Here is a 26,944-nt window from a genome sequence, read left to right on the forward strand (position 1 = left end):
CAGTGGAAATTCAAACGCGTGTACATACCATATTTCTGCTTGTAGGAGCAACGGAATGCGGGAAATCAACTTTTGCTAAAGAAGTTCTGATCCCGCAGTTAAAACTAGAGGATGCCTCCAAAGGTTTACGTACGAATGTGCAGTACTTATCCTCGGATAGTATCCGTCAGGAGATATTGGGCTACGACTATGATAAGTATGATCAGGTTATGCTGGAGGCCAGTTCGCATACCTTTCAATTATTGTTTGAGAAATTAAAGTTAGTCACTTCTTTTCCGATTAATGCGGAGTTTGTGGTGATGGATACCATTGGGCTATCCGAAGATTATCGTAGTAAAGTCCGTGAGATCGCCGGGCAAAATAATTACAATCTGGAGGTTATTCTGTTTGATTACCGTAAACGGGAGGATTACTACGTCTCGGAGCGCTCGAAGAAGCTGATCTCCAATCATTTAAACCGGCTCAGAAAAGAAGTCCTGCCTGTTCTGTCACGGGAAGGTTACAACAAGATTCATAAAGTGCGTGCTAAAGATTTTATTCTCGAGGGTGAAGGGATACCTAACCCGGACTACCGGGTGATTATACAGGATTGGGATACTTACGCATCTACGATACTTCAACAAGCACAAGAATATATTGTGGTTGGGGATGTTCATGAGTGTGTCGAAGAGCTTCAGGGACTATTACGTAATTACGGCTACCGGGAGCACGAAGGTAAGTTAAGTGCAACAGATAAGCTTAGTAACACACGAGTCATTCTTGCTGGTGACTGGATTGATAAGGGTAAAAAAACGCGGGAGACGATTGAGTTCTTATTTGATAACCGCGAGTATTTCCTATTTGTTATGGGCAATCACGAGAACTTTGTATACAAGTACGTAAAGGGGGAGATTCAAGGAACCGATCCGGAACTGCTAAGAACGTACTTTGATTCCACCCAAGTGCTTAAGGAGGACCCCGCGCTTTTTAGTAAATTTTCGGATTTAGTGGAGCAATCCCAGCCCTTTTACCGCTATATCGGTATGCAAGGTCCTTCTTTTTATGTTACTCATGCTCCTTGCCGTAATAAGTACATTGGTAAGCTGGATACGAATTCACTACGCCATCAGCGTAACTTTCGGCTGGATCGTGAGGTTTCCTTTGAGGAACAGCTTGATTTCCTAAAGCAAGAGGCTGTTAGTAATCACCCCTTTCATCTCTTCGGACATATTGCAGCCAAGCAGACTTTTCGGATCAAAAACAAACTCCACCTCGACACAGGGAGTGCGCAGGGTAATGAACTAACTTCTGTTCGCATGTCATTTAAACCTTTCTATAAAAGTCAAAAATCGCATGTGACTACGGTGCACGAAGAGCTACCTATCCTGTTCCGGGAAAAGCCAACCGTATCCTTGTTGGAGCTTGATTACGAGTCTGTGCGCAGACTGCAGTATTCCTCGCAGAACCGGGTCAACTTCATCTCCGGGACGATGTCACCTGCGGATAAGGATGTGGCTGCCGGTGAGCTTGAGTCTCTGCGAAAAGGGTTGGATTATTTTGCCGAGCGTCGTATATCTGAAGTCGTCCTGCAGCCTAAATATATGGGATCACGCTGTAGTGTGTACCTTTATCGGGATATAGAGCAGTGTTACGCAATTAGCCGGAACGGCTATAAGGTTCAGGCGGTCGATCTGACGCCTATCTACGAACAGCTGCTTCATAAATTCGGAACCTATATGGCTGAGCAGGGGGTCCGTGTGCTTTTACTGGATGGCGAGCTTCTGCCATGGAAAGCGCTTGGGGATGGGTTAATTGAGCGTCAGTTCCGGCCGATTGGCAAGTCGCTGGAGACAGAGCTGGATTTCTTAAGACAATATGGATTTGAGGAGTCACTGGGTAAACTGATACAGGATTTTGAAGCAAGCGGCTTTGAACAAGACCAGCACCATTTGTCGAAAGAGGCGCTTAACAACAACTATGGGTCTCATGTTTACCAGACTTTTAAGCATGTCCGTGACATAAGAGAATCGTATGTAGATCTTGACCAGCGTGAGGAAGCCTACCGAGTATACAAACAGCAACTGGAGTTGTATGCAGGTGATGCGGAATTAGCGTACAAACCTTTTGCAATCCTGAAGGAAGTGCTGGAGAATGGCGATGAACGGTTACCTGACGGCAAAACCTCGGAACTATACAGGTTCTTAAATGATGATGAATTTCTGGTTCTGGACTTGAAAGAGCCTGATGCTTACATCAGAGCAGAGGAATATTTCGCAAAGATAACGGTAGAGAAACATATGGAGGGAATTGTAATCAAACCGGAGCAAGAACAGCAGGGGGTAGTCCCTTATATGAAGGTCCGCAATCCGGGCTACCTGTCGATCATCTACGGGTACGACTACAAGTTTCCACATAAGTATGCCAAGCTGATGAAGCAGAAGAATATCGCTCCTAAGCTTCGGACGTCCTTAATCGAACACCGGCTAGGCAGACAAATGCTAGAAGTGAAGCTGGATGAGATCTCGTCTGACAACGAGGACTACAAGCAAATTGCAGCAAACTTGTTATTCGAGGTAACGAAGGAGAAAGGGATCGACCCGAGGTTGTAGAGAATTGTTACAGGCGAAGAAACTTGGTTTGCCAATTATGAGAATGAGTTCAGGCTGTCGGGAAGGTCCCGGCAGTTTTTTTCGTTCGGGGAGGTAGTGGAAACAGCTATCTTGCAACAAACAGACAAATTAATGCAAGAAAACGTAAGATAGTGGTCATAGGCCTTTTTTGATAATAATATGAGATCTGAGAGGAGGCAGCACAACTTGGAAATCATTTTTGAAGAGGACATAGAAATGGATCGAGGTACTACGAAAGTAACAACCCACCCGGCTGAAAAGGAACATTGGGCAAATATCGAAGTAGCTATACAAACATCGGAAAAACGGATCGTGGTCATCAACGCCAAAAATGATCGCAATGTCTCGATTATATCCAGCTCAATCGCGGTCATAGAGCCGGAAGGCCGTATGTGCAGTGTACGTGTAATTACGGGAGAAATGTTTCTTCTTAATACACGATTGAAATTTGTTGAAGAAGTTCTGAATTCACCTCAGTTTATAAAAATTAATAATCAGACCATAATCAACACCAGCTACATAAAAGAGTTCTCAGCAACGGATAATGCAAGAATAAAAGTGATTCTGACGAATGGTTCTTGTTATTTTGTCAGCCGCTATTATATTAAAAATTTCAGGAGGAATTATCATGGTTAATCAATTAAAAAATTCATTTTTTCAGGTGTTTACTTTAACTTCTTTATGGATAACGCTACTGTTAACTGTGTTTTTCAAGGATCAATCTATTGATATGTTATATCTATGGCGTATTGCAGGTATCGCTATTATTTCCGCGGGGATATTCGGAGTGATGTACAATGTGTTGTGGAACTATTTCACGTTAAGACCGCTTTGGAATATTCTGATTTCTTCGACCTTCAGTATATTTGGCGGAATGGGAATGGTGTGGTTATTCTCAAAAGAAATGTTCAACTTCATAAGCCCCTGGTTGCCTGGAATGTTGTTGTTATCGGTTATACTGCACACTATAGCTTTCTATTTCTATGCCAGAATTAATAGCAGGAAACAAGCTGAGGAGTTAAATAAAATTCTGAAATAGCCTCGTTCTAATTGTAAAAACAGGAGGACGCACCTTATCGGTCCGTCCTCCTATCTATTCCTCATAAATACGCTTTAACCCATAATAACGAGCACGTTGTTTTCTGGCGCCATTTTGGCGACGGGGATCAGGTTGCCTTGAATTTGTTCACCGTTAATAACGATAAGGGTAACCCCTTTTTGTACACCTTTCTTGTTCTCCACCTGGATGTGCAGCTTCTTCCCACGGAATTCCCGGACCATGGAAAAGTCTGTCCAGTCGGAAGGAACACACGGGTTGAGGCGAAGACCATCAAATTGCGGTTGAACCCCCATAATGCCTTCCACCAAGGAGACCATCACGGTTGAAGCGGTGCCGGTCAGCCAGTGGACATGCGCCCGGCCTTGATATGGGCTGTCCTTGGACTCGACAAACTGGCCATGGACATAAGGCTCGAGTTTGCGGATTTCAGCCTTATCGTTCATGCTGGCCGGACTGCAATTCAGGAAGTATTCGAACGCGCGCCCACCGTTGCCGATCATAGTTTCCGCCAGAATGAGCCATCCCTGCGGCTGGCTGAAGATGCCGCCGTTTTCCTTAGTTGAGGCGTTGAAAAGAGCCATCAATGCTACTGGCAAACCGTATTCACGGAACGGAGGGTAGAATAACATAGTGCCGTAATCGGTCCGCAGATTCTCATACACTTTGTCCATGGAGAGCTTAGCCTGATCCGGGCGGGCTGCACCGCTTAATACGGCCCAGCTTTGCGGATTGAGCCAGATCTTGGCTTCATCATTCTCCCAGGAGCCGATGGTATAGTTGTCTTCGGTAAATCCGCGGACGAATTGATCTTTCTCCCAAGCATGTTTTTGAATGTTATCGTCCAGCTCATCAAGCAGGCCCTGCGCCCATTGAATATCTTCAGGCTTGTTCTTATTTTGTGCAATTTCCATGAACACCTTGAATGCCATATACAGCTGGAATGCGACGAACAACGACTCACCCTTGGCTCCAAGCCGTAGACAATCGTTCCAGTCGGCATGAAGCCCAACCGGCATGCCGTGTGCGCCCATGCGATCCAGACTGAACTGAAGCGCCTGGCGCAAATGCTCGTACACAGTGCCTTCGCCTTTATCCGAATAAGGGATTATTTCATCTGTGAAATCCCAGTTGCCACTTTCATTCAAGTATTTAATGACGGTTGGGAACAGCCATAAAGCGTCGTCGGCCCGATAATGGGGGTGACCGGTTTCCCGCACGTATTCTGGATCATCCGGTGTGCCCTCATGCCCAGGATTGTGGTCAAATTTCACCAACGGAAGTCCACCGCCGTTGGAAACCTGGGCGGATATCATCAGTCTTAGACGCTCAAGGGCCATCTCATGATCCAGATGAATGATGCCTTGAATATCCTGCACGGTATCCCGATAGCCGAGTCCATTACGAAGACCGGAGTATTGGAAGGAGGCTGCACGTGACCAGATGAAAGTGATAAAGCATTGATATGCATTCCAAGTGTTGATCATGTTGTTCAGATTATCGCTTGGTGTCTGGACTTGGAAGCGGTTAAGTTTGCTGTGCCAGAATGCTTTTAACTCTTCAAGTTCTTTATCTACCACGGACAAGTCCTTATAATGGCTGAGAATCTCGGAAGCGCCTTTCTCATCATACTGTCCCAGTAGAAATGCGATTTCTTTCTCTTCTCCCGGCTGCAAATCTACGTTAATCTGCAGGGCCCCGCAGGCGTTAGTATTGTAATTTAATGAATTGGAGCATTGGCCGTTCTCAACAGAGGCCGGATTGCCATAACTGCGGTAATCGCCTAGGAACGTATCCCGGTCACCGTCATAAGCGGTAACTTCTGCACCTGCAGCGCCGAAGAATCTCCAGGTTTGTTCTTCGGGGGTGTTTTCATTGATGACTTGAAGGATCATATTATTTTTATAGTAGGTCCGTGAAATAAACAGAGTGTACTGAAGGTTGACGGTATCCTGCTCATAGTTGTTATTGTTGGTTAATTCAACAAATCCGAAGAGAGCCAGCTTGCGCGCTTTCGAGTCATTATTGCGCACCTTCATGCGCCACACCTCGTAGGTTTTGTTCAGCGGTACATAATATAATGATTCTGTATGGATGTTATCGTAATCCGAGACGATGTTCGTGTATCCGGTTCCATGATGGCATACCGACTTATATTGCTCCAGATCTTTACCCACTGGCTGCCAAGAGCCGGACCAATAATCCCCGTTCTCCAAATCTCTCACGTAAATATAGCGTCCGGGCTCGTCCTTAGAGTTGAAGTGGTAGCGGATATGCCGCCCATTTGCGCCAGACTTTACAAAGCTATAGCCGCCTGCGTTACCTGAGATGATCGCACCGTATTCCGGCGAGCCAAGGTAATTCGCCCAAGGGGCAGGCGTATTCGGCTTGGTAATGAGGTATTCCTTGTTTTTTTCATCAAAATAACCATATTGCATGACCATTCCTCCTATTAAGTGGTTAATGGGCCGATCTATAAACGCGCGTTCACAAAGGGGTGAAATATCCATGTGTAATTTTATTATAAGATACTTTTAGTAAATCGATAACCCTATATTTTAGCGAAAAAACGAACAAAAATGCTAACTTTTTTAGTAGGGTGTAAAGCGAAAGACACCTTTTAAGGTGTCTTTTTTTATTTTAGCAGCAATGTCTACTCCACTAAAACACCATTAACAAACGTCATAGTTTTATCTTTGAATTCAAGAATAAACTTGTTTGGAAAATCTAGATCGGTATGAATCTCCGTCCCCAACATAACTTTTTTGCCTACATCATCAAAGGGATTATGAAGTAAACCTCTAGGCGTATACCTGGATTCAGAACCGATTACATTATTATTCTCATCGCGGATAAATTTGGTTTTTCCTGAGAACACGAGGTCCTTGCCATTTTCCAAAGTTAGATGAACTTCCAAACGGTCCTTTGTCTTCTGATAATCTATGACTACATCTTTAGAGGATACAGGGAAACCGATAACAAAAAGTCCAATAAGGGCTGTAGCCAGTATGAGTACCGATAAGACGGAAAAAATGAGAGTTTTTATATTCTTTTTTTTCACTTTTTTAAAATAATTGAGTTTGTTAACTTCCTCTTTATCAATCATAGGCGCGCTTAGATTTGCTGTGGCGGTCATTTCATTATAGGATTGAAGGCAGCTTTCACAGGATTGCAGGTGTTTTTCGATTTCTTCGTTACTATGTACAGAGGTTAGCTTTTCAATATAGGAAGGTAATAAATCCTGAATGATCTCGCATTTCATGAAGATCTTCCTTTCATTAATTTTTGTTTTCCACGGTAAAAGGTAACTCTTGCCCAGGTCTCATCTCTGCCAAGAATTTCGCCAATTTCCCGAAAACTGAATTCTCCGGTCAAACGCAGATATAATACTTCTTTGGTATTTGGATCAAGTAAATGAAGTTGTTTAAATAAATCCATTTTGTCCTGAGCAAAAATGAACTGGGATTCTGTTGAATTTGCGTTAGCCAAAGGAGCGTCTTCTAATTCCTCAGACTTCCGCTTGCGCTGCTTGTCCAGCTCCTGATACCACACATGTTTAGCAATTTGACAAAGCCAAACGTATACTTTGCAGGTCCCATCGTATTTATCTATCGATTTTATAGCTCTATAAAAAGTTTCTTGGGTGATTTCTTCTGCCAGCAAGTGATTATGACAAAAGCTAAATACGAATTTATATACTTGGGTTGAATATTCCCTGTATAATTGCTCGTTGTCCTGCATCCATTCACCTCCTCAAGTTATATATCCGTAAAAAGCTATAAACGTTACAAGTTTTTTAAAAAAATTTGATTTATACAAGTATCGCGTTCAACCCCGGTATGTGAGGGAATTAAGGAGGTTCAGTGTTAAGGCTGGTTTCACAGTTGGTTTACCCTTTATAATTACATGAGATCTTATTGTACAAGTTACAAGGGGGTTCATATATGATAACAAAGGTAAACCGGCAGTTAAATGAGGGTCCTAAAATTCAAAAAGAACAAGAGCTTGTTACCAAAATGATTCGTATATATTGTAAGAAAAAACATCATCATAAAGGCTTTTGTGAGGAATGTCAGGAATTAAATGAGTATGCGCGGAAGAGGTTAGCCTATTGTAAGTTTGGTGAAGAGAAAACAGCTTGTGCCAAATGTCCTGTTCATTGTTACAAACCGGATTATCGCCAAAGAATTAAAGGGGTTATGCGTTTTTCGGGTCCGTGGATGCTGCTCTATCATCCCATTGAGTCGATTAGGCATATTCCGCTACCCAATAAATTGAGAAAATAAGTGAAAACCGGACATCATTTGATGCCCGGTTTAATGTATTTTTAGTTATTACTCTCCCAGCTTTTCAGCCTTCACCAAAATCTCTCGCAAAACACGGGCAACCCGGCTTTTTCTTCTCTTTACTTTTACACTTATCCGTCTTAACGATTCTTGGTATACGGCGGTATCATTGGGTTCATAGAGTTGTTTGGCGGCAATCCGTAACGTCCTTCTCATTAATATTGCTGATGAACGTGTTGACTTCGTTCGGTATCCTCTGCGCAAGACCCGTATAGTATGTTTGTATTTCTCCAGGTCTTCGTTTGGAGGAACAAGGGCGAACAGATTTAGGGAGGAGTCATTGAACCCGTAGCTTTTGAACATGATTTTTAGATTCTCAATATTTAATAGATTTCCTCTGAAGTGGGTTGGATGTTCTTGGTGAACTCCGACAACTTCTTTGATGCTGTGAAAGGGGATTTTTAATCGATGCAGTCGATACCCAAGATCCCAATCTTCGAGTCCATAGAGAATAAACTGTTCATTAAAACCTCCAGCACGAGTTAATTGGCTGCGTCTTATGGATACACAACGTGTGACGAGTAACATCCAAGGAGCTACATCTGTGCTGGCAAATTGCTTTTTGGTATTTGGAGGAACTCTTGAGGGAAAGGTGACTTTTGATAATGTCTCCGTCTGCTGTAGGATATCATTGGGTGTGATTAATGGGATGATTTCAGTCGCTGATTCGAAGTCAGGATTCCATAAGTTAGAAGGCGAAAGTGTATTGCGGCAATGTTCTTTTTCTTCAGGAGAAAAGTCTGGGTAGTAGTGGGTATAGGCGTCATCCCAAGAGTGTGGAATACCTGAAATTATGGACTTAGGATATTTACGGTGATACTGGTTTACGATCCTAATGAATTCAGGGAATACCAGAAAATCAGCATCGCAGAAGATGACGTATTTCCCTTTTGCCTGACTCAGCCCCAGATTTCTTACGGCAGAACGGCCGCGTTGTTCCTGTTGAGCGACATAAATAAGCGGATAAGAAGTTTGAAAGCTTTCGACCATTTCTTTAGTACCATCTGTAGAACCGTCATCTGCAACGATTACCTCGAACCGATCCTTCGGATAGGTCTATGTCTCGAATGAAGTGAGTGTAAGTAGCAGCTGCTGAAGTCGGTTATAGGTTGGAATTATGATGCTGTAACGGATAGCCAGAATGATCACCCCCACCAATTAATAAAAGCCCTTAAATAGGATAAATAATAACAATATATTCAGGGACTTTAGCCTGGTCTAGTCAAACGCCTTTAAGGGTGGAAATAGGCAGGGGACAGGGGCCAATATGGGATGTTATTTTAAAAAAAGACAGCCCCCAAAGGAGATCTATCGATTCCTTTAGGGGCTGCTCTTTTTTATGTTCTATTTTCCACTAGGCAATAATTTATTCAATAAGATCGCTGCCAATGAAGCAGCTAGGATAGGTGAGCCTAATAAATACTGCACGAATGTAGGTAAAGAGTTCAAGTAGTCACCAGGAATGAGTACCAACGCCAAGGTGATGATCATAGGTAAGGCAATAATGTACATTTCTTTTTCGCCGATGGTTACATTCTTCATTACTTGCACACCATTAATTGCGATGATGCCGCAGATGATGGCGAAGACGCCGCCGATTACAGCGGATGGAATGGAAGAGATCAAAGCAGCGAGTTTACCAGAACAACCAAAGAGGACAAACCATCCTCCTACAGCGAGGAAGACCCGGCGGCTGGCAACACCTGTGATGGAGATGATCCCTGCATTAGTTGAATAACCTGTAACAGGCGTCGAACCGAGCACAGAAGCAATAAGACAGCCAATCCCTTCTCCAATTACCCCGCGGTTAATATTTTTGTCTGTCAAAGGTTGATTGATTACATTGCTGACCGCAAACCATGTGCCTGTTGTTTCAGCAAGCAGCACGATATAAATAATAACCATGGTGATAATAGCTGAAAAGTTGAAGGAAAAGCCGAAATCAACAAAAGCGATCCGCGGCATGCTAAACCACTTGGCGTTGCTTATCGCTGAGAAATCTAAAACGCCCATAATATTAGCGGAAATACATCCGACTACTAACGCCATCATTACGGAAAGAATTCGGAAGATAGATCCTTTATTACGGAACAAAGTACCGAGAACCACAAAAACAAGCAGTGTAGCGCCTGAAATAAGAGCTAATAATACATTTTGATTAATTGAAGCGCCGGAGGCTCCGTAGATATTATCTCTGATCGCAACAGGCAATAAAGAAAGACCTACAATGAAAATGATTGTGCCGCCTACGATAGGCGGGATAAAGTTTTTGACGATTTTATTAAATATCCCCGCATAGCCCAAAATAATAACCAGGATAGCCCCGATTAAGCTGGCCCCTAACACGGAGCTCCAACCGAGCCCCCCGCCACCACTAGCTGCATAAATACTGACGATCGCACCCAGCGGAACATAAGAAGGACCTTGAGCGATAGGCAGCTTCATACAGAAATAGGTTTGTACAATCGTTGCAAGTCCTGCGGCAATAAAGGTGGATTGGATTAACGCGCTGGACTGATTGGGCTGTAAGCCGATTAACATCGCAATAAGGAATGGCACTACATAGACATCCATAGCCAATACATGTTGAAAGCCGAGAATGACGGATTTACTAAATGAAACTTTTTCATCGGGTAGAACAGTTAGTAGCTGTGATTCTAAATGTGCTTGCTCTTGTACGTTTGCTTGTGTTTTCACTCCGATGCCCACCTTAAGTTTTCTAGTTTAATTAATCTTTAACGCGAATGAACTTTTTCACCTTGTACCCAGACTTCACGGATATTTTCAGGTCTAGCCAGGTACATTATCTTTTGAAAAATATCTTGCAAATCCTCGTTCTCATCAAAGACTGGCAATTTCGCCGAGGGTACCTTCGTATCGATTATTTGAACATCCCATGCATAACCTTCTAGTAACCGGCCGATAGGTAAGCTTAAGCTTTCTCCGCCGCCAGCGGTAGCAAGATAAAAGGATTCATGGATCGTAATTCGTGATCCGGGTACTCCGCGGTTTTGTGCAGAAAGTGAGGGATTCACACCATCCTCCAGCATTCTTGAAGACATTACGGCTTGTCTAATGTTATCGAAGAGACTAGGTGAAAAACCTCCGGAAATATCAGAGCCTAAACCAATCTCCACGCCTTTGGCATGGAAGTCAGCGATCGGAATGACACTATTGGCAAAATACGCGTTGGATATCGGACAATGAGCAATAGCTGTTCCTGTCTCTGCAAACAAATTCACATCATCTTCATCTAAAAAATTACAATGAGCCATGACAGATTTATCACTGAGCAGACCAAAATCATGCAAGGCAAAAGCATCGTTCTTCTGGAACCGTTCTTGCACATAACCGTGCGCCCAATCACTTTCACTACAGTGCGATTGAACATACGTATCATATTTAGCGGCTAGTTCTCCCAAGCCTTGTAAAGCCTCATTAGTGCAGCTTGGAATGAATCTTGGTGTCACTACTGGATAAACGCCTTGTTTAGTAGATTTAGCAAGTTCTTGTACAGCTAGTATAAATTCTTCCGTATCCACTAGTGCGGTGTGGGTGTCGGAGTCGCGGTAATTCTCAGGATTTCCCTGCGGATCGTCCATAACCACTTTTCCAACGAGTCCACGTTGCCCTTTTTCCGCACATATTTTAGCTAATAATAAACTGGCCTCTTTATGCACCGTTGCAAAATAAAGTGCTGTAGTTGTTCCGTTTGCGAGCAAAGTACCAACCACGTCATCGTAGACTTTTTTTGCAAAAGCCAGGTCTGAGAATTTAGACTCCAGTGGGAAGGTATAAGTATTTAGCCAATCATAGAGCGGGATATCTAATGCAGTTCCAGATTGAGCCCATTGTGGCGCGTGTACATGCAGGTCGATAAAGCCGGGCAAAAAATACTGGCCTTCAGCTAATACATGAAAATTGTCCTGACCTTGATAAGCATCAAGCAAGGGTTGATAGTCGGGGTGCTCCGGTGCAACAATCATTTCTATCATCCCATCCGAATTGATACAGAAGAGATGGTCCTTTAAAATTTGAATTTCTTTTGGGGATAGGCTAGAAAATGAAGTGCCTAGGAATATTTGCATATAATTTCTCATGATTTCCGCCTTAATGTTCGTCTTTTGGTGTGCATTCGTTATTATAATCCGTGAAAATGGATAAGTCCAGACCAAAAGTCGAATAAAGGCGTAATTGACGGATAGGAAGAGCTGAGGAGTTGAAACCGAATATGACGCATAGACGTCGCTTCGCTAGGCTAGAATACAGAAAAAGATAGGGGGAAGTAAAAATGCTCGTCGGCTTCGAATCCTTTACGGTTATAGAAAATGAATGCGGTTACTATCTTGTGATATAATAGATGAAATCGATCAATAGTTTGAGAAAATTGGATTAGGAGTGTTGCCTGGATGAGAAGATACAACATTTGGCGCCCGTTGATGTTAATTATTGTTGCTGTACTTACAAAAAGCTTGGTCACTAACCTGTGTATTTTGTTTGGTATGCAGGCTGAATCAGCAAGTAGTATGGGGACGCTGGGCATGGTCATTGCCGGTTTAGTGATGTACAATCGCATGACAAATCGCCGACGTAAATAAGCTGGCCGGATAGATTATAAACGTCTGGTTATTATGTTATAGTAAAGGTTGAAATAAAACTTGTATCGACCTGAAAAGGAGTACTTCATGACACAGTTTGTCTACAAGCAAATTATTGATGACTTAAAAATGAAAATTTTTGCTGGGAAGTTTCCCGACATGAAATTACCGGATGAACGAACGCTTAGTGAAACTTATCAAGTGAGTCGTAGTTCTATTAAAAGTGCTCTGACTAAAATGGCAAATGCCGGCATTATTTTTAAAAAGCGTGGCTCAGGGACATTTATAAATCCTTTATACATAAAAAATGAATCTATTTTTAACTACGAAGGTTCTAATTTAGGTGTCACCGACAATTTTCAAATGAATGGGAAGAAGCCAAAGATTAAAGTTTTGAAATTCGAGGTCATTCCACCAACGGATGATTTGCAACGGGATCTGTTTTTAGGACCACATGATTTTGTATACAAAATCGTTCGCTTGCGTCTTTTTGATGATGAACCCTTTATGATTGAAACAGGTTATATCCCAATCAAAATTGTACAGAATTTAAATCAGACCATTATTGAAGGATCTATCTTTAATTATTTGGAGGATTCACGAAATCTGGCGGTAACCAAATCCTTTTTATCGATATCCGCAGAACCCTCTGAGGCTACGGATCAAGAGTTGCTGCATTTGCAGGCGAATGAGCCAGTAAGCATTATGGAAGGGATTTTCTTTTTAGATAATGGCACGCCATTTGAATTCTCCCATATGCGCTTCCACTATAAATACTTAAAATTTAATACCTTTGTGTCCGTTCATTAAAAGTAAGACTGGGGAATTTTTCTCGGTCTTATTTTTTTTATTTTGTGCAAAATAGATGAAGGACAAGTAGCAAATATCCCCGAAAACTACAGCCCATATTTTTACATATATATTAATATTGACGTATTTTTACAGACAATTGACACCGTTTTTCATACTATGTTCATATTTTCACAAAATTGGACCGTATCATTTGTTGAAAAGGTTGAATTAATTTTTCGCGGCGGTATGATGTACTTGTGGAAGAAATTACGGCAATGTAGACACAGAAAAAATTTTGGGGAGTGGAAGAAATGGTATTATCCATGGATGTTGATTACTCATCAAAAACTTATTTAGAGAAGCTTGATGCATACTGGCGCGCAACTAACTACATCTCTGTAGGTCAACTGTATTTGAAAGATAATCCGTTGTTAAGAGAACCGCTGAAAGAAGCAGACGTAAAGATTAAGCCAATTGGACACTGGGGAACTATTCCTGGCCAGAACTTTATTTATGCCCATTTGAATCGGGTCATTACTAAATATGATTTGAATATGTTCTATATTGAGGGTCCTGGTCATGGCGGTCAGGTCATGGTTTCGAACTCCTATCTCGATGGTAGCTATACTGAAATTTATCCGGAAATCACACAAGATATCCCAGGACTGAAGAAATTGTTCAAACAATTCTCTTTCCCGGGTGGAGTTGCTTCCCATGCTGCCCCTGAAACACCTGGATCGATTCACGAAGGTGGCGAATTAGGTTATTCTCTATCCCACGGTGTAGGTGCAATTCTGGATAATCCAGATTTAATCTCCGCTGTTGTTATTGGTGATGGAGAGGCTGAAACTGGCCCATTAGCAGCTTCATGGTTCTCCAACCGGTTCATCAATCCAGTTACTGATGGTGCAGTTCTGCCGATCTTGCACTTAAATGGTTTCAAAATCAGTAACCCAACGATTCTGTCTCGTCAATCCAAAGAAGAAATTACTTCATACTTTAAAGGTATGGGTTGGGAACCGTTCTTCGTTGAAGGCGAAAATCCTGATCTAATGCATCCAGAAATGGCTAAGGTGCTTGATACCATCGTTGAAAGAATTGAAGCGATTCAAAAGAATGCACGTGACAACAATGACCTTACGCGTCCGGTTTGGCCAATGTTGGTCTTCCGTTCTCCTAAGGGCTGGACGGGTCCAAAGCAATGGGATGGTGTTCCGAATGAGAACTCGTTCCGTGCCCATCAGGTGCCGATTCCAGTGGATCAAAAGAATATGAAGCATGCTCCAGCGTTATTGGCGTGGATGAACAGCTATAGACCAGAAGAATTATTTGATGACAATGGTCGTCTGAACGCTGAACTTGCTGAGATTCTGCCAACTGGCGACAGACGTATGGGAATGAACCCAGTTACTAATGCTGGCAACCAAATTAAAGATCTAAACTTACCGAATTTCCGTAAGTTCGCACTTGATAATTCCAAACCAGGTGAAGTAATAGCACAAGATATGGCCGTTCTGGGTAAATACATGAAAGATGTTATCTCTCTGAACGAAGAGAACCGCAATTTCAGAATTTTCGGACCGGATGAAACAATGTCCAACCGTCTGGGACCTGTCTTTGAAGTAACGAAACGTCAATGGTTGGATCAAGTGATTGAACCGAATGATGAATTCCTAGCTTCTTATGGCCGTGTTATCGATTCCCAGTTGTCTGAACATCAGGCGGAAGGTTTGCTTGAAGGTTACGTATTGACAGGTCGCCATGGTTTCTTTGCAAGCTATGAAGCTTTCTTACGTGTCGTGGATTCGATGATTACTCAGCATTTCAAATGGCTGCGTAAAGCAACAGATCAAAGCTGGCGTGCGGATATTCCATCATTGAATGTGGTAGCAACTTCAACTGTATTCCAACAAGACCACAATGGTTACACTCACCAAGATCCAGGTTTGCTAGGTCACTTGGCTGATAAAAAACCAGAATTTATCCGTGAGTATTTGCCGGCTGATGCCAACTCCTTGCTGGCTGTCTTTGACACCGTCTTAAATGACCGTCAAAAAATTAACTTGATTGTTTCTTCCAAACATCCTCGCCCACAATGGTTCAGTGCGGATGAAGCACAAGAGCTGGTGGATAAAGGACTGAAGATTATTGACTGGGCAAGCACCGATCAAGGTGGAGAGCCTGATGTTGTCTTTGCTTCTGCAGGTACAGAACCCACTATCGAAAGCTTGGCTGCCATCTCTATCCTGCATGAAAAACTGCCGAACCTTAAAATTAGATATATTAACGTGGTAGACTTGTTGAAACTGAGAAGTCAAAAATTAGATCCGCGTGGCTTATCTGACGAAGAGTTTGATCAATTTTTCACAAAAGATAAACCAGTTATCTTCGCTTTCCATGGATATGAAGGCCTGATTAAAGACTTGTTCTTTGATCGCCATAACCATAACCTGCACGTACACGGATATCGCGAGAATGGCGATATCACAACACCATTCGATATGCGCGTATTGAATCAAATGGACCGCTTTGACTTGGCGAAGGAAGCTGTTCTGAGCTTGCCTAATGCTAACGACTATAAAGCGATCGCAGATGAAATGGATGCTATCGTTAAGAAACATCACCAATTCATTCGTGAAGAGGGTATTGATTTGCCAGAAGTAGAGAACTGGGTATGGAAAGCTTTGAAATAAGCGCATAGCCAGTACCATAGGAAGTAATACAAAAAGACACCTTTTGAGGTGTCTTTTTATTTGTTTAAATAACCATACAAAACAATTATAATCATTTTTTCATCTTTACCACTGTAAATATATGTGAGTAAATAGGTGGGTAAAGAAAGGGGAGAAATGTATGACATCTATTGATAAACTTCCCAAGTCTATAGAAATACAGCTTACAGAACAACCTTTATTTCACTCTGTATCTGATTTAATGAAGGATGGGCAATTCGGTGAGCAGTGGCTTGTATTGACTGAGAAGGAGGTTTCCGTTTGGGGGACGGACGGGAAACTGGTCTCAAAGCTTCTAGTCTCGAATATTACCGATGCCCGGGTAGTAGGCGGGGTAGGCGGCGGCTCGTTGCTTGTGGATACCCAAGAGGGGCCTATTATACTTATACGTTATACAGCATCACTTACCTCTATATTCGGTTTTGCTGCTAAATTAATTGGCGCTGTAGCTAAAGGAGAGGAACGGCCAACCGCTTCTGAAAAAGAGTTTCCAAGGAATTGTCCAAAATGCCGCAATCCACTGCCGGAAGATTCGCAAGCTTGTCCGGTGTGCAAGAGTAACGGCAAGGTTCTATTTCGGATGCTGAGCTACGCCAAGCCTTATAAGATCCAAATGATCGCTGCGGCGATTATGTTGATTTTTACTACATTGGTAGAGCTTGTTCCACCTTTTTTGACGAAGATGATCGTTGATAATGTGTTGACAGAAAAGGATATGGGCTCAACGCTTCTATGGATTGTGATCGGGCTAGCAGCCACGTCCTTAGTAATTACTTTAATGCAGACTGTACGTGGACTTATAGGGGTATGGATTGGTTCCAAAATCATGGGTGATCTTCGTCATGATGTGTATCATTCCTTGATGAAATTATCGTTATCTTTTTTCGACCGAAGACAATCTTCGCAATTTATTGGACGGGTGAATAATGATTCAGAGGCGATGCGGCAATTTATGACTGACGGTGTAATCTGGGTCTCGGGTGAATCGCTGCGGGTAATCGCTATTTTCACTATTATGTTCAGTATGGATTGGAAGCTGACGCTGCTTGCTATGCTGCCTATGCCGCTTATGGTGGTGCTGTCGACTGTGTTATGGCCGATGATTGGCAGACGTTGGTACCAGCAGTGGAGATCTATTTTTAGATTAAACGCTTTGGTTGGCGATTCTTTGCAGGGGATTCGTGTAGTCAAAGCATTCGGCCAGGAAACAACAGAGATGTCACGTTATACGGTCGCCAATAAGGAGCTGGTGCGGCATAATATTCGGATCGAAGGTTTATGGCAGGGGATGTTTCCTGCTTTTGCGTTGGTTGCTGGTGTGGGTACGTTATTAATTTGGTTTTATGGCGGAAAAACGGTGCTAGAGGGTCAATTATCCATCGGTACGCTAATCGCTTTGGTGACCTACCTTGGGATGCTTCTCGGACCTTTGCAGTGGGTGAGCCAAATGATCAACTGGGCCAGCCATGCGATTTCAGCAGCAGATCGGGTCTTTGAGATTATGGATACACCGTCAGATGTGCCTGATACAGTAAATCCAGCAGCCATCGGCCGCGTAAATGGTGAGGTTGAGTTTAAGCGGGTTACTTATGGATACGAAAAACATCATCCTGTGCTCAAGAACGTGAATTTAAAAGTGGGTGCGGGCGAGATGATTGGTCTGGTCGGACATTCAGGTGCCGGTAAGTCGACGTTCATTAATATGATCTGCCGCTTCTATGACACAGATGAGGGAACCATTACCATCGATGGTGTGGACATCCGAAATATCAGCCAGTCAGATCTGCGTAGTCAGATCGGTGTAGTGCTGCAGGAGACCTTTCTATTTGACGGAACGATTGCTGAGAATATTGCCTATTCTAAACCGGACGCTACGGAATTAGAAATCATGCGTGCAGCAAAAATCGCCAATGCCCATGATTTTATCGTTCAATTGCCGGATGGCTATGATACCAGAGTCGGAGAACGTGGCCATAAATTGTCCGGTGGAGAGAAGCAGCGAGTGTCTATTGCCCGAGCAATAATTCACGATCCACGAATTCTAATCCTAGATGAAGCAACGGCTTCTGTAGATACAGTGACCGAGCGGCAAATTCAAGAAGCGATCTCGCGACTGGTAAAAGGCAGAACGACATTCGCGATTGCCCATCGATTATCCACGCTAAGAAATGCGAACCGGCTTGTAGTGCTTGAACGCGGGAAGATCATTGAAGTGGGTACACATGAGGAATTGCTTGCAGCAGAAGGTGCTTACTTCAAGCTAGTTGAGGCACAGAAGGAAATGTCGCAGATTAAGGGGGTTGAGATGCATGAGTGATCCGAATCTTGTTAACGGGGAATTGAATCCTAAAGATCCCTATGAGATTAACATTCTTGAACCGGGTGCAATCTCTTTTAGCCGCAGTCAAGGTGGCGTGTTTCAAGGAGTAGTGGAGGGTCAAGTCTATGAGGAATTAATTCTTTTTCGTATATTTCCATTCCAATATACCACGGAGTATATTTCAGTTCGTAACTCCAAGAGTGAAGAGATCGGAGTCATTCGTGACATTGATCAGCTCGATGAAGAAAGTCGGGTGGAAGTGGACACAGAGCTCCGGCTGCGGTATTTTCTCCCGGTTGTAACCCGCATTGATTCTATTAAGCAAAAAGCGGATATGTGGATTTGGGAGCTGCAAACAAATCTGGGCCAGACCCGGATCGTTATGCGGAACCTGCACGAGCATATGCAGTATCCAAGTCATAAACGAATCATTCTTACGGATATCAATGGAAAAAGATGCGAAATCCGAGATTATCTAGCCCTGGATGTTCAGAGCCGGAGCAAGCTGAAGGATGTTTTATAGTCTAGTTGTGAAAAAGCTCCGCAGCCACTTGTTGATGGTCTGCGGAGCCTCTTTTTTTATCCATAGATTCTATGAAGGAAAAATTTGATGGCGTTCTCTCAATGGTATGGTAATATATTACAACCGGATCTTTACCATATGGGAGGTATGTGAGTGAAGCATAAATGGATCAATTCGCCGTACACCTTTGCTTTAGGCATGTTTGCGATGATGGTTCCCAGTCAGGCATTTAGTTCATTTTACAGTTACTTTTATGTAGAAAAATTAGGGCTGGGCATTGGACTTGCTACATTAGCCAGAACAATCTTCCTGATCTGGGATGCGGTAAACAATCCGTTATTCGGCTATTGGTCAGATCGCACAGATACTCGTTTGGGTCGACGCAGACCATGGGTGTTTGGCTCAATTCCGTTATTCATGCTGGCATTTGTACTGGTTTTCTCCCCTCCCGGCGGATTATCTGAGAATGGATTGTTCACTTGGTTTCTAGTCACACTTATTTTCTATGAGGCTGTCGCCACTGTGTTATGGGTGAATTATGGAGCGTTACTCCCGGAGCTCTTCCGTGGAGATCGTATTCGGGCAAAAGCCTCCGCGATTCAGCAAGGCTATCAAGTTGTAGCTTTGTTAATCGGTACTGCCTTAACTCCAATTATTTTTGCAGCTATTGGTTTCTCTAATATGGCTATAGTGTATGCCTGTCTCTTTGGAGTGTTTATGTTTTTATGTATGATGAATGTCCAAGAAAAGAAGGAGTTCACAGAGCAGGAACCCTTGAAGTTGATTCCGGCTTTTCGGGAGACCATTCGGAATAAAAAGTTTTGGGTGTTTAATATTTCGAACTCTTTTGCTCAAACGGTGAATGGACTTGTAAGCTCGATGATCCCTTTTTATGCAAAATATGTACTTCATATCTCAGAGGCTCAGGTATCGATTTTACTCGCAGCTGTTTTTGTTTCGGTCATTCCATTAGTATTCGTGTGGTACTGGATGATTCGTAAGATGGACGGGGTCAAGGCGTGGCGGTTATCGCTGATTTTATATGCATTATCGGTAATTCCGTTATGGTTTGGTTATGACCTCTTAAGTGGTGTGGCTGCTGGCGTAGTTGTCGGTTTCGGATTAGCCGGATTTCTAGTGACCCCAGCAATAGTAGGTGGCAAGATTATTGATGAGGATGCGGAAAAAACAGGTCTGAGAAGAGAAGGAATCTACACGGCTGTAAGCGGATTTATTACTCGTTCAAGCGGGTTAATCTCAGCGTTGGCTTTTTTCATTGTAGGTATGATTTTTGGCTATCAAGGCGGCGATGACCCAGGGTCCAATCCTGAAGCGACATTTAGGTATTTAATAAGTGTGGTGCCATTATGTCTGTTGGCCATAGCTGTTGTCATATCCTTCACAATGAAATTTACATTTATGGACTCTTTGAGAGGTGAAGCTGACTATGAACAAAAAATTAATCATCAATTGTGATGATTTTGGACAAAGTCCCCCCATGAATCAGGCGATTAAACATCTGCTGGAAGAGGAAAAAGTATCCTCAGCAACGATTATGGCGGTGGCCCCTGGCTTTGAGGAGGCAGCTGCATGGTGTAGTCGCAGGCAACAACGGAATGTGGGACTTCACTTGACGATGACTAGTGAATTTGAGGCTTTGCGCTGGGCGAGCCTGACGGGAGAGACTTCTCTTCACGACGAGAGCGGATATCAATATAGGACGGTAAAAGAGTTCGAACAGGGGGCGCAGACAAAAGCCGTACTAAAGGAGATAGATGCGCAGTACGAGCGAGTAAAACAGTCGGGAATAGTGATTAGCCATGTAGACAACCACATGGGTAGTTTATACGGAATGGAAACAGGACGCAGTTTGCTTCCGCAGACGTTGTGGAAAATTTCGCGCTGGGGATTGCCCTCACGATTCTTCAGATACATCCATGCTGAGGATCCGCTTTTGGCATCGCTGAAAAATATAGAACGACCAGTTGCCCTTGGAGCAGGGCTGGCGGATACGTTTGGGGTGCCGATTCCCGACTATTTGCTATCGCATCCTTTTGGTGAAGAGGAAGGCGAGACGTATGAAAGTTTTAAAAGATCTATTATTGCTAAGCTGTATTCGTTGCCAGATGGCGTTAGTGAGACCTATATTCATCCCGGGATAGACGATCCATGGATGCAAGCAAATATTCCGCACTGGAGTAAGCGAGTTTGGGAGTATAAGTTGCCCTTTGATGATGATTTTACCTATGCCCTCAGTGATGCTAAGGTTGAATTGACGAATTATCGTTATGTACAGGAGCATTTAAAACGTCCACGGTTAAGATCTGCAGGCAGATTGTTAAAGAACCTGATAAGATTATGAGCAAAAATAAAAGACACCTTGAGGGGTGTCTTTTGATTATCCCATTAATCCTTTTAGCCCGTTAAGGAAGGGGGAAATAGATTTAATCATATTGTAGCCCATCTTCATAACCGGCATAGTTTTTTGTACCATTCCAATAAAGTTGCCGATTCCTCCGAACCCCCCAAATCCGCCAAATCCACCGCCTCCGGAACTGGCAGCCCCTGCTCCTGCGGAGCCTAGAGCGCCTCCACCCATTCCGAAAAGTGAGCCGAATAAGGGCATTAATCCTGATACGTTTGCTTTCCGGGAGCGGGAAGAAGAGTGTTTTTTTGATTTTCTGTGTTTATTTTTACGCGGTTTGGAAAGGGTCAGTCCATTCTTATCGAGGCCGGTTATCCATCCTATATACGTACGCCCATCATGTAACGTAATGCATACGGGTCTACCTTTCAGCTGTTCAGCACGTTTGCGAATCTTCGTTGTATTTGCCATTTGTGGATCACCTCATTGGTCTATTTACTTCTATATTACTCAGATATTTTTGTGTTGCTTGTGCTGGTTCATCATAAAAAAATATTTGGGAGAATGAACTACTACTTGTGTTGATCACCATAATAATTCATTACACTCATATAATTTAATGTGCGATAAAAAACTATGGAGAGGTGAAAATTTGATATCAGCATGGATTGGAAGTATTACTTTTTTGGGAGCAGTGATTCTTTATGTACTGCTGTCTCTGGGACTGCCTTATGGGGAATTTGCAATGGGAGGAAGGCATAGAATTATGCCTCCACAAATGAGAGTCGCGTGTGGAGTTTCAGTAGTGATACAGCTAATTGCCATCCTGTACTTATTGCAGGCAGGTAATGTGATCTCAATTGGATTGCCTTTTGATAGAAGGGTATGTTATTTTTTTACCGTCTATTTAATGCTTAATACTATAATGAACTTATTGTCGAGGAGCATGAAAGAAAAACTTGTGATGACACCCTTATCTTTAATAACTGCAATTTGTTTTGGGATTACTGCTATAAATGGGTAAAAAGTAGTGCCGGATATAGATTCGACTTTTCTAGACTTTATATAGGATTGTTTTTAGGACACATCTGGTGAAGATGTGTTCTTTTTGCATCTATTGACTCTTGACCTATAAAAACGGATTCATAAGTCTAGGTCTTTCTTCTTATGTTATTATATTTAACATTGTTTTATATTATTTTTACAATTATATGATAATTGGTTATGTTTGTGTGATATAATATCACAGAAATTATGTGAAAATGATAGGGAGGACTAATATTATTATGGGATGGAAGACACGATGGAATAAGCCGATTGCTTCTGTATTAGCAACTGCAGTGCTTTCTTTGCAGGTGTTTGGAGGTATTGGTTTGGGTGCAGCTTGGGGTACAGATAAAGCTGAAGCAGCATCCGCAGCCACAGCCAAACTCCGGCTGATGAGCACGACGGACGTGCACACCAATGTCTACGGCTGGGACTATTTTAAGAATGCGGCTTCTACAACTGTAGGACTCGATCGGACAGCTACGTTGGTTACTTATGCTAGGAGTGAATATCCTGATAATAATCTTCTGCTCGACAATGGGGACTTGATTCAAGGTACGCCATTGGGTACTTACATCGCGAATGAAAGTAATTTAGTAGAATCAGAGACTAAGCTACACCCTATGATTGCTGCTATGAACATTATGGAATATGATGTTGCGACTTTTGGTAATCATGAATTCAATTATGGGCTGGAATTCTTAAATCGGACTATTAAGGGCAGTGCTAATAACCCATTGAGTGGTGCGGACTTCCCCTATGTAAATGCCAATATATATATTGATGATAAAGATGGTAATCCAGATAATGACGTAAATGCTTTTGAACCTTATGTCATTCTTGATAAAAAAATAGTGGATAGCGATAACCAGCTCCGGGATATTAAAGTCGGTGTGCTTGGTCTTGTGACCCCTCAGATTATGGAATGGGACAAGGTTAATCTGGAAGGCAAAGTCATTGCTAAGGACATTGCTGAAACAGCAGAAAAATATGTTCCTATCATGAAGAGTGAGGGTGTCGATGTAATCGTAGCAATGGCACATACCGGCTTCGATGCAACTGCAGTTGCAGGTACTGGTGCAGAGAATGCTATCAATCTTTTAAGTAAGGTTGACGGCATTGATGCGATTACTTTCTCACACACTCACAAGGTGTTCCCAACAGTTGATAATAAATCCCTTGACGCTTCTTTCAAGGATCCATTAACAGGGCAGGCGTATAATAACGCTCAATCTGTTGTTGATAATGTTTACGGCCACATTAACGGGACTCCAGCCGTGCAAGCGGGTTATGGTGGGGGTTACTTGGGCCTGATTGATCTCAAATTGGTGGAAGTAGGCGGAAAATGGGAAGTGGATAAAGATAAATCCATTGCCTCAACCCGCTCCATAGCCAATGCTATACCGGATGCTGCTGTTGATGCTGCTGTTGCAGCAGATCACCAAGCTACTATTGACTATACAGGTCAAGAGCTAGGTGTTACTACCGCTCCGATGAATAGTTATTTTGCAATGGTTCAGGACGATCCTACCGTGCAAATTGTTACGAATGCTCAGAAGTGGTATGTAGAGAAATATATTGACACTAACCTTCCACAGTATAAGAATCTTCCGATTCTCAGCGTAGGTGCTCCTTTTAAGGCTGGACGTAACGGTCCTTCTGAGTACACGAGTATTGAGGAAGGTCCGCTGACTATCCGCAGTGCAAGTGACTTGTACCTATATGACAACACGCTGAAAGCTATTAAAGTTAAAGGTTCTGTTGTTAAGGAATGGGTTGAGATGAGTGCGGGTGCGTTTAATACCATCAAAGAAGACATCACAGCTCCACAAAGCTTGCTGAATGGGGAGTTTGCTGTTTATAACTTCGATGTTATTGATGGCATTAAGTACACAATTGATGTAACCAAACCTGCAAAATATAGTCCTACCGGTGTGATTAACGATGCTTCATCGAGTCGTGTGAAGCAAATTACGTATAAAGGAAAAACGTTGGATCCTAACCAAGACTTTATTGTTGTAACTAACAACTACCGTGCAAGTGGCGGAGGAAATTTCCCAGGTGTGAAGGGTTCGGAGATTCTAGTCGATTCCCAAGATGAGAATCGCCAGATCCTTATGGACTACATCAAAGAAGTAGGTACAATAGATCCTTCTGCGGATGGCAACTGGTCTTTGGCTCCACTTTCGGATGACGTAAATCTCACCTTTACTTCGTCACCAGAAGCAGCGAAAGTTATGCCGGCCAACATTAAGGACACTGGTGAAAAAGATATTAAGGGATTTAGTATTTATAAATTGGCTCTACCAGCTAAGGACGTAGAAGTTCACCTTATCGGAATTAATGATTTCCACGGTCAACTGGATACGGTTTCTGTCGTAGACAATAAGAACGTGGGAACAGCCGCTATTCTTGCGACTTATCTGAAGGAAACACAGGCTAAATACGATAATTCTCTACTCTTCCATAACGGAGATTCCGTAGGTGCATCTGCTCCAGTATCTTCGCTTGAGCGCGATGAGCCGACGATTGAGTGGATGAACTTGATGAGATTTGATGTGGGCTCCCTAGGAAACCATGAATTTGACCAAGGCGTCAAAGCGCTGATGACACAATTGAACGGCGGCGTGGATCCTAAGGATAGCAACGTTACCCACAAGGGTACAAACTTTGATTATGTTAATGCGAATGCGGTGAATGCCGAAACTGGCGAACCGATTATTAAACCTTATGTAATCAAAGAAGTAGGCGGTGTGAAGATCGGCTTTATTGGTCTTGTAACGAAATCCACACCAAGCAAGGTAGCGCCTTCTGGAACGGCTGGCGTGTATTTCCTCACGCCTGAGGAAGAAGTGGCAGCTGTGGAGAAATACGCTAAGGAGCTTCAATCTAAAGGTGTTGAGACGATTATCGTGCTTGCACATGATCCGGCAACAACTAAAGATGGTGTGACTACAGGTGAAGCTGCTGATCTGGCCAAAGCGCTTCCGGCGGATTCCCCGATTGATGTTATCGTTGCTGGTGATAACCATGCACTCGCAAACGGGACGGTAAACGGTAAGCTGATTGTACAAGCGTACTCTTATGGTATGGCATTTGAAGATATCAAGTTGATCATTGATCCTAAAACAGGTGATGTGAAGGATAAGTCTGCTGTGGTACCAAATACCTTCCACAACGGTGTAACACCAGATCCGGAAAGTGTGGCACTGGTTAATGCTTACCTTGAGAAGCATCCTGAGCTCACTCAACCAGTGGGTACAACGGACGGAACTATCACTCGTACCGATGCTTACAATAATGAGTCTGCGCTTGGCAACCTGATTGCGGACGCTATGCGAACTGCTAACTTTAATGATGGTGCGAAGGCGGCTGATTTCGCCTTCATGAATCCAGGCGGTATCCGTGCGGACCTTCCGAAAGGTGATGTAACCTTCGGTGATCTGGCAAAAATTCAGCCATTCGGCAACACGCTTGTGAAGCTGACACTAACCGGAGCACAGATCAAAACATTGCTGCAACAGCAATGGAATGTGAAAGCTGATGGAAAGCCAGATATCAAAACGCTGCAAATTTCCGGACTGAAATATACAGCGAATATGTATCTGCCAGTAGCTGATCGTATTGCGAGCCTCACACTAACTGATGGAACACCAATTAATCCTACGCAGAAATATACAGCAGTAGTAAATAACTTTATGGCTGCGGGTGGAGATAACTACAAGGTTCTGACTCAAGCTAGTGATTCATTGGCTGGACCTATTGATTTGGACGTGTTCTACGACTACATTGTAAAAACGTTTAACGGCAAAGAGATTAAAGCAGCCATTGAAGGACGTATCATTAATAAATCGGAGGCTGATTCGGGATCTGGCAGTGGCAGTGGAGGCGGTTCTACCGGTGTAACTCCAACGCCTACTCCAACCGTGAAACCAACAGCAACACCAGCACCATCAACAGCACCAACGGCAACACCTGCACCAACTACTGCGCCAGCTGCAAACTTCAAGGATCTGGGCAAGGTAGCTTGGGCGCAAGAAGCTATTGAAGCATTGGCTGCTAAGGGCATTCTGAAAGGTCTGGATGCAAATACTTTTGCACCAACCAAAACAGTGACTAGAGCAGAGTTTGTTACGATGCTGGTACGCGCACTGAATCTTACGGGTTCAGCAACAACCAGTTCGTTCAACGATGTTAAACAAGGAGTTTGGTACACGGATTCTATCGCCCTTGCGGTGAAGGCTGGACTTGTACAAGGCTCTGGAAATGGCAAATTTGAACCGGGTCGTGAAGTGACTCGTGAAGAGATGGCTATTATGGTTGCTAACGCACTGAAAGACAAACTACAGCCGATTGATAAAAATGCAGCATTGGGTAAGTTTGCAGACAAATCCAGTATTGCTCCTTATGCACAAGAGGCTATCGCACAGCTAACTCAATTGGGAATCGTCAACGGTGTTGATGGTGGGAAATTTGCACCTAAGGGTATAGCTAATCGCGCTCAAGCAGCGGTTATCATCTATCGCATGCTTGGACAAGCATCATAATTCTATTG

Annotated in this window: 18 protein-coding genes and 1 pseudogene; 12 read left to right on the top strand and 7 right to left on the bottom strand. The window is 43.1% G+C overall.

Going from position 1 to position 26,944, the window contains the following annotated elements; genetic code table 11:
- Positions 1-2 precede the first annotated feature (2 nt).
- From MHH60_RS25680 to MHH60_RS25690, 3 genes are all read left to right on the top strand, one after another.
- Complete coding sequence (locus tag MHH60_RS25680) at positions 3-2,588, top strand: metallophosphoesterase (RefSeq protein WP_076135304.1); 2,586 nt, start codon at positions 3-5, stop codon at positions 2,586-2,588.
- A 207-nt stretch (positions 2,589-2,795) separates the two neighbouring features.
- Entirely contained in the window at positions 2,796-3,245 is a 450-nt protein-coding gene (locus MHH60_RS25685; RefSeq protein ID WP_076135306.1) for a LytTR family DNA-binding domain-containing protein, read from the top strand.
- Positions 3,238-3,648, top strand: coding sequence for a hypothetical protein (locus MHH60_RS25690; RefSeq protein ID WP_036687183.1), 411 nt, complete (start codon positions 3,238-3,240; stop codon positions 3,646-3,648). The genes MHH60_RS25685 and MHH60_RS25690 overlap by 8 nt, the downstream gene beginning before the upstream one ends.
- Positions 3,649-3,722: 74 nt before the next feature.
- On the opposite strand, the gene MHH60_RS25695 is transcribed toward MHH60_RS25690, so the two are convergent.
- From MHH60_RS25695 to MHH60_RS25705, 3 genes are all read right to left on the bottom strand, one after another.
- The gene (locus MHH60_RS25695) at positions 3,723-6,104 is read right to left on the bottom strand and encodes a GH36-type glycosyl hydrolase domain-containing protein (RefSeq protein WP_076135307.1); all 2,382 of its coding nucleotides are present in this window, start codon (positions 6,102-6,104) and stop codon (positions 3,723-3,725) included.
- 215 nt (positions 6,105-6,319) lie between these two features.
- Positions 6,320-6,928, bottom strand: a complete 609-nt coding sequence (locus tag MHH60_RS25700; RefSeq protein ID WP_076135309.1) for a zf-HC2 domain-containing protein — start codon at positions 6,926-6,928, stop codon at positions 6,320-6,322.
- Positions 6,925-7,407 carry an RNA polymerase sigma factor gene (locus MHH60_RS25705; RefSeq protein WP_036687188.1) on the bottom strand — a complete coding sequence of 161 codons (483 nt, stop codon included), beginning with the start codon at positions 7,405-7,407 and terminating at the stop codon, positions 6,925-6,927. Before MHH60_RS25705 ends, MHH60_RS25700 begins: the two co-directional genes overlap by 4 nt.
- A gap of 203 nt (positions 7,408-7,610) precedes the next feature.
- On the opposite strand from MHH60_RS25705, the gene MHH60_RS25710 reads away from it, so the two are divergent.
- The gene (locus MHH60_RS25710) at positions 7,611-7,952 is read left to right on the top strand and encodes a nitrous oxide-stimulated promoter family protein (RefSeq protein WP_076135311.1); all 342 of its coding nucleotides are present in this window, start codon (positions 7,611-7,613) and stop codon (positions 7,950-7,952) included.
- Between the two features lie 48 nt (positions 7,953-8,000).
- Here the strand turns inward: MHH60_RS25710 and MHH60_RS25715 are convergent.
- From MHH60_RS25715 to guaD, 3 genes and pseudogenes are all read right to left on the bottom strand, one after another.
- Positions 8,001-9,152, bottom strand: a pseudogene (locus tag MHH60_RS25715) (glycosyltransferase).
- Between the two features lie 204 nt (positions 9,153-9,356).
- Positions 9,357-10,709, bottom strand: coding sequence for a uracil-xanthine permease family protein (locus tag MHH60_RS25720; protein WP_076135313.1), 1,353 nt, complete (start codon positions 10,707-10,709; stop codon positions 9,357-9,359).
- Between the two features lie 38 nt (positions 10,710-10,747).
- Positions 10,748-12,112 (bottom strand): guanine deaminase, encoded by a 1,365-nt coding sequence (gene guaD / locus MHH60_RS25725; protein WP_076135315.1) that lies wholly within the window; start codon positions 12,110-12,112, stop codon positions 10,748-10,750.
- Positions 12,113-12,421: 309 nt separating this feature from the next.
- On the opposite strand from guaD, the gene MHH60_RS25730 reads away from it, so the two are divergent.
- From MHH60_RS25730 to MHH60_RS25760, 7 genes are all read left to right on the top strand, one after another.
- Positions 12,422-12,610 (top strand): hypothetical protein, encoded by a 189-nt coding sequence (locus MHH60_RS25730; RefSeq protein WP_036687195.1) that lies wholly within the window; start codon positions 12,422-12,424, stop codon positions 12,608-12,610.
- An 87-nt stretch (positions 12,611-12,697) separates the two neighbouring features.
- Positions 12,698-13,420, top strand: a complete 723-nt coding sequence (locus MHH60_RS25735) for a GntR family transcriptional regulator (RefSeq protein ID WP_076135317.1) — start codon at positions 12,698-12,700, stop codon at positions 13,418-13,420.
- Positions 13,421-13,713: 293 nt separating this feature from the next.
- Complete coding sequence (locus tag MHH60_RS25740) at positions 13,714-16,095, top strand: phosphoketolase family protein (RefSeq protein ID WP_179088900.1); 2,382 nt, start codon at positions 13,714-13,716, stop codon at positions 16,093-16,095.
- Positions 16,096-16,255: 160 nt separating this feature from the next.
- Positions 16,256-18,451: an ABC transporter ATP-binding protein gene (locus MHH60_RS25745; protein WP_076135319.1), complete on the top strand. Its 2,196-nt coding sequence runs from the start codon at positions 16,256-16,258 to the stop codon at positions 18,449-18,451.
- Positions 18,444-18,977 carry a DUF1854 domain-containing protein gene (locus tag MHH60_RS25750; protein ID WP_051491493.1) on the top strand — a complete coding sequence of 178 codons (534 nt, stop codon included), beginning with the start codon at positions 18,444-18,446 and terminating at the stop codon, positions 18,975-18,977. The genes MHH60_RS25745 and MHH60_RS25750 overlap by 8 nt, the downstream gene beginning before the upstream one ends.
- Positions 18,978-19,130: 153 nt before the next feature.
- Entirely contained in the window at positions 19,131-20,453 is a 1,323-nt protein-coding gene (locus tag MHH60_RS25755; protein WP_076135321.1) for an MFS transporter, read from the top strand.
- A complete protein-coding gene (locus MHH60_RS25760) occupies positions 20,425-21,339 on the top strand; it encodes a polysaccharide deacetylase family protein (RefSeq protein WP_076135323.1) in 915 nt (304 codons plus the stop codon). Before MHH60_RS25755 ends, MHH60_RS25760 begins: the two co-directional genes overlap by 29 nt.
- A 36-nt stretch (positions 21,340-21,375) precedes the next feature.
- Here the strand turns inward: MHH60_RS25760 and MHH60_RS25765 are convergent, their stop codons facing one another.
- Positions 21,376-21,813 (bottom strand): hypothetical protein, encoded by a 438-nt coding sequence (locus MHH60_RS25765; protein WP_076126935.1) that lies wholly within the window; start codon positions 21,811-21,813, stop codon positions 21,376-21,378.
- Positions 21,814-22,628: 815 nt separating this feature from the next.
- On the opposite strand from MHH60_RS25765, the gene MHH60_RS25770 reads away from it, so the two are divergent.
- Entirely contained in the window at positions 22,629-26,936 is a 4,308-nt protein-coding gene (locus tag MHH60_RS25770) for a bifunctional 2',3'-cyclic-nucleotide 2'-phosphodiesterase/3'-nucleotidase (protein WP_076135325.1), read from the top strand.
- Positions 26,937-26,944: the final 8 nt, after the last annotated feature.

It is taken from the genome of Paenibacillus sp. FSL H7-0716, from assembly GCF_038002705.1.
Taxonomy (GTDB): domain Bacteria; phylum Bacillota; class Bacilli; order Paenibacillales; family Paenibacillaceae; genus Paenibacillus_AQ; species Paenibacillus_AQ odorifer.

Bases quoted from the DNA above. Each gene is read 5' to 3' on its own strand.
- MHH60_RS25770 (WP_076135325.1), top strand. From the start codon at position 22,629: ATGGGATGGAAGACACGATGGAATAAGCCGATTGCTTCTGTATTAGCA.
- MHH60_RS25735 (WP_076135317.1), top strand. From the start codon at position 12,698: ATGACACAGTTTGTCTACAAGCAAATTATTGATGACTTAAAAATGAAA.
- MHH60_RS25695 (WP_076135307.1), bottom strand. From the start codon at position 6,104: ATGCAATATGGTTATTTTGATGAAAAAAACAAGGAATACCTCATTACC.
- MHH60_RS25690 (WP_036687183.1), top strand. From the start codon at position 3,238: ATGGTTAATCAATTAAAAAATTCATTTTTTCAGGTGTTTACTTTAACT.
- MHH60_RS25710 (WP_076135311.1), top strand. From the start codon at position 7,611: ATGATAACAAAGGTAAACCGGCAGTTAAATGAGGGTCCTAAAATTCAA.
- MHH60_RS25700 (WP_076135309.1), bottom strand. From the start codon at position 6,928: ATGAAATGCGAGATCATTCAGGATTTATTACCTTCCTATATTGAAAAG.
- MHH60_RS25760 (WP_076135323.1), top strand. From the start codon at position 20,425: ATGAACAAAAAATTAATCATCAATTGTGATGATTTTGGACAAAGTCCC.
- MHH60_RS25765 (WP_076126935.1), bottom strand. From the start codon at position 21,813: ATGGCAAATACAACGAAGATTCGCAAACGTGCTGAACAGCTGAAAGGT.
- MHH60_RS25730 (WP_036687195.1), top strand. From the start codon at position 12,422: ATGAGAAGATACAACATTTGGCGCCCGTTGATGTTAATTATTGTTGCT.
- MHH60_RS25740 (WP_179088900.1), top strand. From the start codon at position 13,714: ATGGTATTATCCATGGATGTTGATTACTCATCAAAAACTTATTTAGAG.
- MHH60_RS25705 (WP_036687188.1), bottom strand. From the start codon at position 7,407: ATGCAGGACAACGAGCAATTATACAGGGAATATTCAACCCAAGTATAT.
- MHH60_RS25745 (WP_076135319.1), top strand. From the start codon at position 16,256: ATGACATCTATTGATAAACTTCCCAAGTCTATAGAAATACAGCTTACA.
- MHH60_RS25750 (WP_051491493.1), top strand. From the start codon at position 18,444: ATGAGTGATCCGAATCTTGTTAACGGGGAATTGAATCCTAAAGATCCC.
- guaD (WP_076135315.1), bottom strand. From the start codon at position 12,112: ATGAGAAATTATATGCAAATATTCCTAGGCACTTCATTTTCTAGCCTA.